This is a genomic window from Rheinheimera sp. MM224 (genome assembly GCF_947090785.1).
Classification (GTDB): domain Bacteria; phylum Pseudomonadota; class Gammaproteobacteria; order Enterobacterales; family Alteromonadaceae; genus Pararheinheimera.
In genome coordinates this window covers 138977-152234 of sequence record NZ_OX352320.1, presented here as the reverse complement: position 1 = coordinate 152234, position 13258 = coordinate 138977, and the positions used below count along the sequence as shown (strand labels likewise).

At 46.0% G+C, this 13258-nt stretch carries 12 protein-coding genes; 5 read left to right on the top strand and 7 right to left on the bottom strand.

Annotated elements, in window-relative coordinates:
• Positions 1-4: 4 nt before the first annotated feature.
• The 3 genes from ctaD to lexA form a co-directional block, all read right to left on the bottom strand.
• The gene (gene ctaD / locus OM978_RS00695; protein ID WP_264344656.1) at positions 5-1597 is read right to left on the bottom strand and encodes a cytochrome c oxidase subunit I; all 1593 of its coding nucleotides are present in this window, start codon (positions 1595-1597) and stop codon (positions 5-7) included.
• A 9-nt stretch (positions 1598-1606) separates the two neighbouring features.
• Positions 1607-2656, bottom strand: a complete 1050-nt coding sequence (gene coxB, locus OM978_RS00690) for a cytochrome c oxidase subunit II (protein ID WP_413691209.1) — start codon at positions 2654-2656, stop codon at positions 1607-1609.
• Positions 2657-3012: 356 nt separating this feature from the next.
• A complete protein-coding gene (lexA, locus tag OM978_RS00685; protein WP_264344654.1) occupies positions 3013-3642 on the bottom strand; it encodes a transcriptional repressor LexA in 630 nt (209 codons plus the stop codon).
• Between the two features lie 131 nt (positions 3643-3773).
• Here lexA and plsB point away from each other — a divergent pair, with 131 nt between their 5' ends.
• Positions 3774-6212, top strand: a complete 2439-nt coding sequence (gene plsB, locus OM978_RS00680; protein ID WP_264344651.1) for a glycerol-3-phosphate 1-O-acyltransferase PlsB — start codon at positions 3774-3776, stop codon at positions 6210-6212.
• A 70-nt stretch (positions 6213-6282) separates the two neighbouring features.
• Here plsB and tesB read toward each other — a convergent pair whose 3' ends face one another.
• Both tesB and OM978_RS00670 read right to left on the bottom strand, forming a co-directional pair.
• Positions 6283-7152 (bottom strand): acyl-CoA thioesterase II, encoded by an 870-nt coding sequence (tesB, locus tag OM978_RS00675; RefSeq protein ID WP_264344649.1) that lies wholly within the window; start codon positions 7150-7152, stop codon positions 6283-6285.
• A gap of 68 nt (positions 7153-7220) precedes the next feature.
• Positions 7221-7520: a hypothetical protein gene (locus OM978_RS00670; RefSeq protein WP_264344646.1), complete on the bottom strand. Its 300-nt coding sequence runs from the start codon at positions 7518-7520 to the stop codon at positions 7221-7223.
• Positions 7521-7648: 128 nt separating this feature from the next.
• Here OM978_RS00670 and OM978_RS00665 point away from each other — a divergent pair, with 128 nt between their 5' ends.
• Both OM978_RS00665 and OM978_RS00660 read left to right on the top strand, forming a co-directional pair.
• Complete coding sequence (locus OM978_RS00665; RefSeq protein ID WP_264344644.1) at positions 7649-8146, top strand: EVE domain-containing protein; 498 nt, start codon at positions 7649-7651, stop codon at positions 8144-8146.
• A gap of 37 nt (positions 8147-8183) precedes the next feature.
• The gene (locus OM978_RS00660; protein ID WP_264344642.1) at positions 8184-8354 is read left to right on the top strand and encodes a hypothetical protein; all 171 of its coding nucleotides are present in this window, start codon (positions 8184-8186) and stop codon (positions 8352-8354) included.
• A 22-nt stretch (positions 8355-8376) separates the two neighbouring features.
• On the opposite strand, the gene OM978_RS00655 is transcribed toward OM978_RS00660, so the two are convergent.
• Both OM978_RS00655 and OM978_RS00650 read right to left on the bottom strand, forming a co-directional pair.
• A complete protein-coding gene (locus OM978_RS00655; protein WP_264344640.1) occupies positions 8377-8877 on the bottom strand; it encodes a hypothetical protein in 501 nt (166 codons plus the stop codon).
• A 118-nt stretch (positions 8878-8995) separates the two neighbouring features.
• Entirely contained in the window at positions 8996-10732 is a 1737-nt protein-coding gene (locus OM978_RS00650; RefSeq protein WP_264344638.1) for a DUF885 domain-containing protein, read from the bottom strand.
• Between the two features lie 323 nt (positions 10733-11055).
• Here OM978_RS00650 and OM978_RS00645 point away from each other — a divergent pair, with 323 nt between their 5' ends.
• Both OM978_RS00645 and OM978_RS00640 read left to right on the top strand, forming a co-directional pair.
• The gene (locus OM978_RS00645; RefSeq protein ID WP_264344636.1) at positions 11056-12078 is read left to right on the top strand and encodes a GGDEF domain-containing protein; all 1023 of its coding nucleotides are present in this window, start codon (positions 11056-11058) and stop codon (positions 12076-12078) included.
• A gap of 1 nt (position 12079) precedes the next feature.
• Complete coding sequence (locus OM978_RS00640) at positions 12080-13159, top strand: DNA alkylation repair protein (RefSeq protein WP_264344635.1); 1080 nt, start codon at positions 12080-12082, stop codon at positions 13157-13159.
• Positions 13160-13258 lie beyond the last annotated feature (99 nt).

Below are 13258 nucleotides of genomic sequence, written 5' to 3'. Positions count from 1 at the left end.
CCCCCTACTTGATTTCAGGTGGTGTAGTAAAGCTGTGATAAGGCGCAGGCGAAGGGATGGTCCATTCAAGGCCTTCAGCTCCTTCCCATACCTGATCTGTAGCTTTTTCACCGCCTTTGATACATTTCACCACCAGCCAGACAAACAGCAACTGAGATAAACCAAAGGCAAAACCACCAATGCTGATCAGCGCATTAAAGTCAGCAAATTGCAGAGCGTAATCCGGGATCCGCCGTGGCATACCGGCCAGGCCAACAAAATGCATTGGGAAAAACAGTACGTTGACGGAAATCAACGAACACCAGAAATGCCACTGACCTAAAGTTTCGTCGTACATATGGCCTGTCCACTTCGGCAGCCAGTAATACGCAGCTGCCATAATGGAGAAGATGGCTCCTGTGACTAACACATAGTGGAAATGTGCGACCACAAAGTAGGTATCGTGGTACTGGAAGTCAGCTGGCGTAATAGCCAGCATCAAACCAGAAAAGCCCCCTATGGTGAAAAGCACGATAAAGGCCAAGGCAAACATCATAGGCACTTCAAAGGTCATAGCCCCTCGCCACATAGTGGCTACCCAGTTAAATACTTTCACTCCGGTCGGCACCGCAATCAGCATGGTGCAGTACATAAAGAACAGTTCTGCAAACACCGGCATCCCCGTAGTGAACATATGATGCGCCCAGACTAAAAAGGACAGCAGCGCAATACTGGAGGTGGCGTACACCATAGAGGCATAACCAAACAAGGGTTTACGGGCAAAGGTCGGTACTATGCTCGAGACAATACCAAAGGCCGGTAAAATCATGATATAGACTTCGGGGTGACCAAAAAACCAGAAAATATGCTGGAATAACACAGGGTCGCCACCACCAGCTGCATCGAAAAAGCTGGTACCAAAGTACTTATCGGTCAGCACCATAGTGACAGCTCCCGCCAGTACAGGCATCACAGCAATCAGCAGATAAGCCGTAATAAACCAGGTCCAGACAAACAATGGCATTTTCATATAGGTCATGCCTGGAGCACGCAGGTTCATAATGGTCACTATCACATTGATAGCGCCCATGATGGATGAAATACCCATGATATGAACTGAGAACACAAAAAGTGCTGTGCTGTCACTGCTGTAGGTGGTTGAAAGTGGCGCATAGAAAGTCCAGCCAAAACCTGGGCCACCACCTTCCATAAACAAAGACGCCAGCAGGATGCTGAAGGCAAAAGGTAAGATCCAGAAGCTCCAGTTGTTCATCCGCGGTAAGGCCATATCCGGCGCACCTATCATCATAGGCACCAGCCAGTTTGCCAGACCGGTAAAGGCAGGCATTACAGCACCAAACACCATAATCAGGCCATGCACTGTAGTCATCTGGTTAAAAAAGTCAGGTTGTACTATCTGTAAACCAGGCTGGAACAACTCAGCCCGGATCACCATCGCCATAGCACCACCGATAAAAAACATCGTCAGTGCAAACAGCAGGTATAAAGTACCTATGTCTTTGTGGTTAGTAGTATAAAGCCAGCGTTTTAGTCCTTTGGCTGGCCCATGATGCTCGTGCTCAGCATGAGCATGCGGATCTGTAGTAACAGTACTCATCTGCGCCCCCTAAGGTTTTTGTGCTTGGGCGATGTCGGCAGCTTGCACCACATCCCCTGTATTGTTATCCCAGGCATTGCGCTCATAGGTCACAACAGCCGCAATTTCACTTAAACTCAGCTGTTTACCAAAAGCCTGCATGGCTGTGCCGGTTTTACCGTTCAGCACTATATCGATATGAGCAGGTAAATCTTCCAGCGCCATTTTGCTGCCTTTAAGAGCAGGGAAAACACCCGGAATACCCATGCCTGTGGGTTGATGGCAAGCGGCGCAATAACCCATATAGGTTTTTTCACCCAGGGCCATTAACTCTTCTTTGCTCATATTCATCGACAACAACTTGAGCTCTTCAGCTTTGACAGCAGCCTGAGTAGCAGCTTCCTGTGCTATCCATTGATCAAAATCAGCCTGATCTTTGGCGATCACCACCACAGGCATAAAGCCATGGTCTTTACCACACAACTCGGCACACTGACCGCGGTAAATACCGGGATGATCGACTTTGGTCCAGGCTTCATTGATAAAGCCAGGGTTTGCATCTTTTTTCACCGCAAAAGCCGGTACCCACCAGGAGTGGATCACGTCATCCGAAGTGACTAAAAAGCGCACTTTTTTACCTGTAGGGATCACCAAAGGTCTATCCACTTCTAACAGGTAGTTTTCGCCCTTTTTAAGTTTATTTTCGATTTGTTTACGGGGTGTGGCCAACAAAGAGTAATACTCTACTTTGTGGTCCATATATTTGTAGTGCCACTTCCATTGTGAGCCTGTGACCAGAACTGTCACATCAGCTTCGGAGGTGTCTTCCATCGCTATCAGGGTTTGGGTGGCGGGTATCGCCATTAAAATAAGAATAACAACAGGTAAAGCAGTCCAAAGCAGTTCTACTTTGGTGCTCTCATGAAATTGGGCTGGCGCGACGCCCTTCGACTTACGATGATGGATGATGGACCAAAACATCACCCCAAAAACCGCTACCCCTATTGCACAGCAAATGTAAAAAATCTTCATATGCAGGTCGTAAACCTGCTGACTGATTTCTGTAACCCCTTGAGTCATGTTCAAAGGCATTTCTGCAGACTGCGTCGAAAACGCAAGCAAAAAGGTTAGCAGCGACCAACACAGATAACTGGTTCTCGCCACGTGACTTCTCCTCTGTCTTTGCACAAAGCAAATTGCAGATTTAAAGACACACACCCTACTTCGTCTTTGGTCCGCAACCGCCATTATTATTATTGTCCCGATTTAACTTGCAAAAATCGGTGCACTGATTTGTATATTTTGTTATCAGTTGCATCTAACAATTAGTCAAGGAACAGACAGAAGTAAACCCGAAAAATGAAAAAGCACCGATAAAACCAAATGGTCGTACCAGTGCTTCATATATTACAAACTATTGAGTCAGGTAGATTTTTTTACCAGCTACCAGTGCGGATCACACCAACGGCAAGGCCTTCAATGGCAAAATGCTGTTGGCTTAAGTCCACCTTAATCACGTCAAAATCGCCGTTTTCCGGATGCAGGTAAACCATCTGACCTTCACGACGAAAACGCTTTACTGTCACCTCATCTTCAACCCTGGCCACCACAATCTGCCCCTGACGGGCTTCAGTGGTTTTATGCACGGCCAGTAAGTCACCATCCATAATGCCAATATCTTTCATGCTCATGCCCTGCACTTTTAATAAAAAGTCGGCATTAGGTTTAAATAAACTGGCATCGAGCTGATAACGCTGCTGAATATTCTCTGCTGCCAGAATCGGCTGACCAGCAGCGACTTTACCAATTAGCGGCAAACCCGGCTCTTCTTCTTCGACATCATTGGCAGCATCATCTTCAACCAAACGGATGCCACGAGAGGTGCCAGGCATCATTTCGATAAAACCTTTTTTCGCCAGCGCTTTTAAATGCTCTTCTGCAGCGTTGGCTGACTTAAATCCCAGCTGAGTAGCGATTTCAGCACGGGTCGGCGGCATACCTGAAGCGGCCTGATAATCTTTAAGCAGTTGCAAAATTTCGGCTTGTCTTGGTGTTAATGGACGCATAATGCTGAATACCTATACAGTGGATACTGTGAGTATATACAGCCTTTTGCAGTCTGCCAAGCCATCAGCACAATTTTGCTGGTAAGACCTTCCATGCTATCCTAACGGCTGTTTATAAGTACGGATTTGATATGTTAAAACCAATGACATGGTTAGCAAAGTTGCTGTATTGGCCACTCAAACCTTTGGTCAAATGCAAAATAGTGCCCGAACCTGTAGCGGAAAACCTGGCGCTGGACCCCAAACAACCTGTGTTCTATATCAGCAGAACCGCCTCTTCCAGCGATTTGGCCACTTTAGCCCGAGTCTGCCATAAGCTGGGATTACCTGATCCTATGGCACCGGTGCAGTTGGGTAACACGACCTTGTCCCGTACTATTTTCCTCGAACAACCTCGTGTGCTCTGGGGTAGTCGTGCTTCTACCGACGCCTTACAACAAGGCCTGGCTTTATTGCAGGCACATCAGCGGGACCCAAATTTTTCAGCACAATTGATCCCTGTGTCAGTGTTGTGGGGCCGTGCGCCGGGTAAAGAAGACAGCGTGAAGTCTATGCTGGGCGAATCTGAATCCCCAAGCTGGCTGGCTAAACTCTTTATTGTGTTAATTTCTGGTCGTCATACCCTAGTGCGCTTCAGTAAAGCTGTATCTGTGCGTCAGATTATTGAAAATGCCACAGTGAATGAAGACACGGCCCATAAGTTGTTGCGTGTGGCTCGTTTCCATTTTTATCGCCAGCGTCTGGCTGCAACTGGTCCAAAATTACCGGACAGAGCTGCATTATTTAACTCTTTACTGGCTTCAGATGCATTAAAAAAAGCCATTGAAGAAGAAGCCCAGTCTAAAAAAATCAGTATCAGAGAAGCACGGGCTGAAGCCTTAAAACTGCTTGAAGAAATAGCAGCAGATTACCGCGAGTCCACTTTAAGGGTAGGCGATCGTTTCCTCGGCTGGTTATGGAAAAAGCTGTATTCAGGCTTAAAAATTACTAATGGTCAGGTGCTGACTGATTTAGTGCAAAAAGGCCACGAAATCGTTTATGTGCCTTGCCATCGCAGCCACATGGATTATCTGCTGTTAAGTTACGTCATTTACCATCAGGGTTTAGCTCCGCCTCATATAGCCGCTGGTATTAACCTGAATTTCTGGCCTGTCGGCACTTTATTCCGCCGTGGTGGCGCCTTTTTTATCCGCCGTAGTTTCAGCGGTGAAAAGCTGTACTCAGCCGTATTTCGTGAATACTTAAGCCAGCTATTCAGTAAAGGTTATCCGGTAAAGTATTACTCCGAAGGTGGCCGCAGCCGCACAGGCCGTTTATTGCAGCCTAAAACCGGTATGTTGGCGATGACAGTGCAAGCTGTACTGCGTGGTATAGACAGACCTATCAGCTTAGTGCCTGTGTATCTGGGCTATGAGCACGTGATGGAGGTCAATACCTATCTGACAGAACTCAAAGGGTCCAGTAAGAAAAAAGAATCTATAGGGGGCGTTTTCAGCGCAGCCCGTAAACTGCGGGATTATGGCTATGGGTATGTCAATTTTGGCCAGCCTATTTCGCTGAATGCTTTTTTAAACCAGCAGGCTCCTGACTGGCGCGCATCAATTGAAACAGCAGATGCACAAAAACCAGTCTGGCTAAACCCTGCTGTAGCCTCACTGGCTACAACAATTATGCAGCGGATTAACCAGGCTGCGGCGCTGAACAGCATCAATCTAATCGCCACCTGTTTACTGGCAACACGCCAGCATTCGCTGACACGACAAGAGCTTACGACCCAGCTGGAGTTTTACCGTAACTTACAACACTATGCGCCTTATCATAGTGGAGTCACTTTACCTGAAGGTTCTGTCAGTCAGTGGATTGACCATGCCATCAACCTGAAGAAAGTCGAGGTGTCACAAGACAGCTTCGGACAAATTATTCAGCTAACGCCTGAAAATGCGATTTTATTAAGTTACTACCGTAATAACGTCTGCCATTTGTTTATGTTGCCAGCTATTTTGGCGACGGCTTTATTACAGCATCCAGGTTTAACTAAAGTGCAGTTGGTGAATATTTGTCAGCTACTGCAACCTCTGTTACAACATGAATTGTTTTTACAGCTGGAGCATTTTAACGACTACATAAGCCAGGTGCTGGAGCAGTTGCAAAAGCACCAGTTAATCGAAGCTCAAGGCCAGTATTTACAAGCAGCACCAGTGCAACAGGCAGGTCATTTTATGCTGGAGCTGCTGGCACACAACGCGCAGGATGTATTACAACGTTATGCTGTGGTGCTGAACTTACTGCAGCTCCATAGCCCTTTGACCCGTGCCGACCTTGAGCAACAAAGCCATGAACTGGCACAGCGTTTAAGCACTTTGCATGGTATCAGTTCCCCTGAATACCATGATAAACAGCTGTTTTCGACCCTAATCAATGCGCTTCGCGAAGCTGGTTATTGCCACAGTAATGAACAAAATGAGCTGGAAGCCACTGCTATTCTGTTGCCACTGCAACAAACAGTGAACGGTTTATTAAGAGCCGATGTGCTGCAGACAGTGCTTAGCATAGTGAAAAAGAAAGTCTGAACAGAAATTAGCGCTTTCATACAATAAAAAAACCACCTTCAGGTGGTTTTTTTATTCATGTGCCGAAAAATCAGCGGGCTTTGTCGTAACTACGGATCACGCCTTCCTGCATGGTAGACGCAACCAATACACCATCCCGATTAAAGAACTGACCACGCACCAGGCCGCGGGCACCGGACGCGCTTGGGCTGTCTACCGCATAAAGCAGCCAGTCGTCAAAACGGAAATCATGATGGAACCACATGGCGTGATCTATAGTGGCAACCTGCATATTAGGCGCCATAAAAGACTTACCGTGGGGCTGCAAAGCCGTTGGCAGGAAATTAAAATCCGACGCATAAGCAAGCAAATATTTATGCACCCGCAAATCATCTGGCATTACGCCATTGGCTTTAAACCAGACATAACGTTTAGCCTGGCTGATCTGTGGGTTAAAGGGGTTATGAAAAGCTACGGGCCGCATTTCTATTGGTTTTTCACAAATAAATTTGCTACGCAAAGATTCAGGAATTAAATGGGCATGTTCGCGATAAAACTCCAGATCAGAAACTAAATCCTCTGGTGCTGGCACACGGGGCATCAGTTCCTGATGCTCAAAACCTTGCTCTTCAGCCTGAAAAGAAGCCGTCATATAAAAGATAGGTTTACCGAACTGAATAGCGCTGACACGTCTGGTACTGAAGCTTTTACCATCACGAATATTTTCGACTTCGTACACTATAGGTTTACTAGCATCACCAGGACGTAAAAAGTAGGAGTGGAACGAATGCACCTTACGGTCGGCTTCCACTGTTTCTTTGCAGGCTGATAGCGCCTGCCCCATAACCTGACCACCAAACACAGCTTTAAAACCGAGATCCTGACTCTGACCGCGGTATAAACCTTGTTCTATGGTTTCAAGCTTTAACAATGACAGTAAGTCGGCCAATACCTGACTCATGCTGAACTCCTCATCACCAGAATTCAGTCTATTGTGCCGGAACTTCCCTGCCTCTGCAAAGCGACTACTTAACGCCAGTCTGAGCCAACACCACGAGCGCTGGTAGAGTTAATATTGTCCATTGCTTTTCTGGCCACTTCACGTTCTTCCGCAAGCTGGCCTTTGGTGCGACAACGACGTTCTTTTAAGTTAGAACCTGTCACTTTTACTCGTTGGCAAATAATTGTATCTTTATCATTAACTGCAGCCACTTGAGCCGGTTGGTTAGTTTCAGCTACAGGAGCCTTAGTTTGTTGTTCAGGTGTTGTACTGCTGCATGCAGCCAGAGTCACGCTTAACATGCCGGCAATCAATAGTTTAGTGTACATATAATATCCTTTTGTTATGTCTCGAAAAGTAGAATATCTAGCAAGCTAAATCGGATCAAGAAAAAAAACCATAGCAAACAGATGTTTTTTTGTTCTCAAATGTAAATGAATGTGATGCAGGTGTAATTATGAGGTATTGGCTTTTTAAAACCGAACCCGAAGAATGCAGTATTGATGACTTTGCTAAAGCGCCGGATAAAGCCATCGTCTGGGAAGGTGTGCGTAACTACCAGGCACGCAACTTCTTACGGGATCAGGTGAAAACGGGTGATCTGGTGTTTATTTACCATTCCAGCTGCAAAGATATTGGCATCGCAGGTATAGCAGAAGTGGTACGCAGCAGCTATCCGGACCCTAGCCAGTTTAATTCACTAAGCCCTTATTTCGACGCGAAATCAAGCGGAACCAAAGCCCCATGGGTTTCAGTAGATCTTCAATTTGTCGAAAAATTCACCGCGCTTTTGCCGCTCGACAAACTCAAACAGTCAACTAAGCTAGAGCAATTACCACTGGTGAAAAAAGGCAACAGATTATCTGTGATGCCTGTCAGTTCAGCAGAATGGCAACACATAATAAGAATGAGTCAAGGCAAGGGGAATATAGATGAAGCAGGAAAGACGGCGTGAGGCTCGGGATCTGAACTATTTCTGGGAGATGCTCAGCATGGCACAGAAATTTTCCGTGTCTGAATTACAACGTTTTGGCTATGAATTATCTTTTGTACGGCAACAAGAGCAACAACGGGTTGCAGTATTAAAAGCTGGTCCAAAAATGGCTAGCATTGATGAAGATGGTCAAATCAATACTGCACCCAAGGTGTTTCTGCGCGATTAAGCTTTATTTCCAAACATCATTATTAGCCAGCCATGCGGTCTGTATGCACAGGCTGATAGTCCTGCAACATTTCAACAGTACGCTGACATAACTTCAGGTAGGATGTCAGGGTATTGCTTTGCCATAACTCAGTCAGCGCCGGATGATGACGGATAAAGTTTTCCATCTCGTTAAAACTAAGCTGATTTTGTTGCTTCAGGAATTTGGCAACAGCCTGGCGCGGCAAAGTGCTGTGATTGGCCTGTTCTTTACATAACACAGGAATAGCTTTACACAAAAGTTCTGTGTGCAGATACCAGACTGGTGGCTTGGTGTGACTGCGCCCCGCCTGATGTACCTTCGCCAACAACTGCTGGCTTTGTTCTTCAGCGAGCCAAAAAGCCAGATGCTCCAATTGCACAGACTGCTGTTCAGCGAAATGCAGTTGCACTTTTAATCTATTTTGCATTTTGCCCAATTGATCCAGCTTTAAAGCTAAAAAGACAATAGGCGCCACTGCCAGCAGTAATAACAACATCCACATCGAAACTTATCTCCCTTTACTGCAAAAGTACAGCTAAAAACAGCGGCACTTTAACAGAGCCGGGGGCAGAATCCTATGACAGAATCACAACGAAAAACTGCACCCGGATCGGAACCTTTTATGACTGCTTTTTCTGCTGAATATAGCTGGCCACTTGCTGCTCTAAAATAGATAAAGGCACACTGCCGTTACGCAGTACTACATCATGGAATTCGCGTACATCAAAGTCGTTGCCCAACTGCTGCTCAGCCTCTTTACGTAATTTTTTGATGGTCAGTTCACCCAACTTATAAGACAAAGCCTGAGCAGGCCAACTGATGTAGCGGTCAATTTCTGTCGTCACATTATGCATAGATAAAGCGGTATTGCTGGCCAGGAAATCTATAGCCTGCTGACGACTCCAGCCCATCGTATGCATACCTGTATCCACCACCAGGCGCGCGGCACGCCACATTTCATAGGTTAAACGGCCAAAATCGCTGTAAGGGTCCTGATAAAAACCCATTTCAATCCCCAGATATTCAGAATACAAGCCCCAACCCTCGCCAAAAGCTGAGGTGTAAAAATTGCGGCGATATTCTGGTAAGGATGCCTGTTCACGCGCCAGGGAGATTTGTAAATGATGGCCAGGTACGGCTTCGTGTAGCGTCAGAGCTTCCATCTCATACAAAGGACGACGATCCAGTGCATAAGTATTGACCCAATAAAAACCTGCTCTGTCATCTCTGTTAGTACCAGCGTAACGACCTGTGGTGTATTTAGGGGCGATTTCTGCAGGTACAGGCGCAACTCCATAAGGTGTACGGGGTAAAGTCTTGAAAAATTTAGGTAATTCAGCATCAATCTTTTTTGCGATAAAAGAGGCTTCTTTTAATAAATCATTAGGGGTTTTGACATAAAACTGTGGGTCTGTGCGCAAAAATTGGATGAACTCAGCAAAGCTGCCTTTAAATCCAACCCGGGTGATGATGTTTTGCATTTCTGCACGAATACGCGCAACTTCCTCCAGGCCAGTTTTATGCACCTGTTCTGGTGTCAGTTTTAACGTAGTGTAATGCTCCAGCCGATTCTGATAGTACTCACGACCTTTAGGCCAGTCACTGGCAGCAATACTATCGCGCGCGCCCGGCAAATACTGCTGCAGCATAAACTGATAAAACTGCTGGTAAGCAGGATTCAGTTGCTGATCAACAACCTGTTTCGCTTGCTGCTGCATGACAACCCAGCTGTCTGCGTCAACAAACTCAGGCTTTTGGTTAAAAGGCCGGTAAAACACATTCTGCTCTGGTGTCTTACTGATAAAAGCCAGGATACTTTGATCAAATCCAACCAGCACAGCTTTGGGTTGCGTCATGCCTGTTGCTAAGCCCTGCTTCATCCAGTCTGTTTGCTGCTGCATATACGCAGGGATAGTTTTTAGCTTACTAAGATAATCCAAGTAGTCTTGTTTAGTGTTAAATTCCGTTCCTGAAACCATAAAAGCCAAATCACTGTGGAAACCTGACTCCGAAGTTAAAGGCATCAGATGAGCACCATACTGATACTCTGCTATAGCGTCCTTGAGGCTATACACCAGAATTGTGTGGTTGATTTGTTGTTGTTCGGTCAAAGTTGCAACATCAACTTGTTGCAACTTATCCAGCCATTGTTGTCTTTGTTTTGCCTGAGCCGCCAAGGTCGCTGCCGACATATCTGGTAAGCTGGTTTTACTGCGGTTGTTTAAGTCTTTTTCTGCCTGCCACAGCTGATTTGCAAACTGATCAAAATCAGTTGGTTTAGTCGATTGGCTACTGCAGGCTGTCAGCGATCCAGTCAGCATTAAGGCCATACAGAAACACATAATGTTCTGACGCATTCTTTCTCTCCCCGATGTTTTTCTTGATTCTACTCTGTTCAACTTTGACAGCCAGTGCAGCGAGCTGTGCTTTTTGGAGACTGGCCGCAATAGTTTGCTCAGAAGTGGTAAAAATGCCGTTTTTTAACCGACAATCTGTGCTTTTTTAGCCACTAAGAAAAAAAACTTAAAAAATAAGTCATTAATAAAGCAGGAGATGAAGACTTTTTCTAATAGATATGTCAGCTTAACAACATCAGTCTGTTTGCCTCTACGTAAGTTTCGCGTAACATTACGTTTTGCAGGCTAAATTAGCAGTAGTATTTAGTGGAGTTGTGTTTGGCATGAAATATCAGGACTCAATCGAGCAAGCAAGTGAAAAGGCGGCGCTGACCGTAGCTTTTTTGCAGCGGCATCGTTTAGCAGCCCATCCGGTCAATTACACAGTGATCTATGAGTATATCAACGGTCAAAATGACGGATTATGCCTGGCCATAGAACAAAAACTGGCCGTTCAAAGCAGCTTCGACGACTTTGTATTAGCAGAACTCTATAGCCAATGGTTAACGCCGCAGCACCAACGTCAGGAAGAATTAACTCAGCAAGTCACCACTATGCTGGCAAAGTTATCCGGCACGACCGACATCGCCAGTGAAGCAGTACAACATTATATAGATGTGTTGGACCAGGCTTTGCTGGGTTTAGACCCGAATAATGCAAACCGTAGCCGTGACAGTGTGAATAAAGTGATCAGCGCCACTTACGCTATTAAGGCCAGCCAGCAAAAACTCAAAGACCAGCTCGATTTCTCGAATGAACAATGCCATGCACTACGCTCGGAACTGGATCATCTGAAAAAAGAGCGCCAACTGGACCCACTCACAGGTTTGTATAACAGATTGGCGATGCAGGAACATTTGGATCTTTGGCTGACGGAAAACCCAGGTAGACGTATTGCCGCTATCGCAGTGAATTTAGATCATTTTGCTCAGTTTAATCAGGATTACGGTTTTGGTGTGGGCGATGTGATCTTAAGTAAAGTCGCACGAAAAATTGCCAGTTATGTGCAGGAAAGTGGTTTACCTGTGCGCTCAGGTGGCGAAGAATTCCTTATTTTATTACCTGATGTCGATTTACGCACCGCAGGCGAAATAGCTGAACAAGTACGTAAAGGTGTAGAAAAACTGCGGTTTGTCTCTGCAAAAAGCAAAAAAACTTTACCTAAAGTAACGATTTCTTTAGGGGTCAGCATCTACAACACAGCAGAAAACTGGCATCAATTTTTATCCCGTAGCAGTAAAGTGCTGCAGGAGGCCAAAGTACGAGGCCGTAATCAGGTTGCTACCGAGCTTATGCTGGCCACCTGATATGGCCAGCCAGCTAAAAGACCTGTTTAGTCCGGCATTTTTGCGGCAACTTGCTGCATTATGTCAGCGCTACTCCGCTACTTTTGATATAAACCACTTTCTGCAGCAAACTCAAGGTTCCGATTGGGATCAGTCAGAGCTCAAAGCCAGAGTTCGTCGGGTGAGCCACGCCTTACATAGCAGCCTGAATTTAGCTTATCCCGACGCCATCCAAGTGTTGCTCCCGGTCAGCGGCCATTTTTCCGGTCTGCAGGGTTTTGTTTTTGCTGACTATGTAGAAATTTATGGCCTGGACGACCCACAAACCTCATTTCACGCCTTAGCTCATTTCACTTGCTTTTCTACAGCTGAGTTCGCTATCCGGCCTTTTTTCCAACGTTATCCTGAACTCACTTTAGCGCAGATGACCCTGTGGGCCAGTTCCGACAATTTGCATTTGCGCCGTTTGGCCAGTGAAGGCTCCAGGCCTCGTTTGCCATGGGGCATGGCATTAAAAGCCTATAAAAAAGATCCGGCGCCCTTGTTACCCATCCTGCATCAGCTTAAAACAGATGCTGAACCTTATGTACAGCGCAGCGTAGCGAATCATTTAAATGACATCAGTAAAGATCATCCGGAGTTAGTGCTGGATATAGCACAGAGCTGGTTTGGTCAGCATAGGGTCACAGACTGGATTATCAGACATGCGTTACGGGGTTTACTGAAACAGGCGCATCCACGAGCTTTGGCTTTATATGGTTTACAGCAACTACCGTTGCAACTGAGCTTAGAGATGATCAATGCTCAGGTCTCTGCACAACAACCGCTGCATTTTATGATTGAGCTGTCCGGTCCGGCGGACCTTCAGGCAAGATTGCGACTGGAATACAAAATTGGTTACCGGAAAAAATCAGGCCAGCTGAATTACAAAGTGTTTCAGCTAAGCAATAAAGTATGGACAGGCCAGAGCATAAAGTTTGAACGGCGCCAGTCCTTTATCGACTTAACCACTCGCAAACATTATCCGGGCCAGCACCACTTACAAATTATGCTCAATGGCCATTGTTATGCTGAAAGCTTTTTTGACTTTGCCGTAAGTTGATCTGAAACAGTCTACACAGCATAAAACTGCAGGATAAGTTGGCGTGAGCCGCCGAATCTTTTACACTAGCGCCACTTTAGTTTACTAAGAACAGCCAAA

Excerpts from the sequence above, each read along its gene's own strand:
- ctaD (WP_264344656.1), bottom strand. The coding sequence starts at position 1,597 with ATGAGTACTGTTACTACAGATCCGCATGCTCATGCTGAGCACGAGCAT.
- coxB (WP_413691209.1), bottom strand. The coding sequence starts at position 2,656 with ATGACTCAAGGGGTTACAGAAATCAGTCAGCAGGTTTACGACCTGCAT.
- lexA (WP_264344654.1), bottom strand. The coding sequence starts at position 3,642 with ATGCGTCCATTAACACCAAGACAAGCCGAAATTTTGCAACTGCTTAAA.
- plsB (WP_264344651.1), top strand. The coding sequence starts at position 3,774 with ATGTTAAAACCAATGACATGGTTAGCAAAGTTGCTGTATTGGCCACTC.
- tesB (WP_264344649.1), bottom strand. The coding sequence starts at position 7,152 with ATGAGTCAGGTATTGGCCGACTTACTGTCATTGTTAAAGCTTGAAACC.
- OM978_RS00670 (WP_264344646.1), bottom strand. The coding sequence starts at position 7,520 with ATGTACACTAAACTATTGATTGCCGGCATGTTAAGCGTGACTCTGGCT.
- OM978_RS00665 (WP_264344644.1), top strand. The coding sequence starts at position 7,649 with ATGAGGTATTGGCTTTTTAAAACCGAACCCGAAGAATGCAGTATTGAT.
- OM978_RS00660 (WP_264344642.1), top strand. The coding sequence starts at position 8,184 with ATGGCACAGAAATTTTCCGTGTCTGAATTACAACGTTTTGGCTATGAA.
- OM978_RS00655 (WP_264344640.1), bottom strand. The coding sequence starts at position 8,877 with ATGTGGATGTTGTTATTACTGCTGGCAGTGGCGCCTATTGTCTTTTTA.
- OM978_RS00650 (WP_264344638.1), bottom strand. The coding sequence starts at position 10,732 with ATGCGTCAGAACATTATGTGTTTCTGTATGGCCTTAATGCTGACTGGA.
- OM978_RS00645 (WP_264344636.1), top strand. The coding sequence starts at position 11,056 with ATGAAATATCAGGACTCAATCGAGCAAGCAAGTGAAAAGGCGGCGCTG.
- OM978_RS00640 (WP_264344635.1), top strand. The coding sequence starts at position 12,080 with ATGGCCAGCCAGCTAAAAGACCTGTTTAGTCCGGCATTTTTGCGGCAA.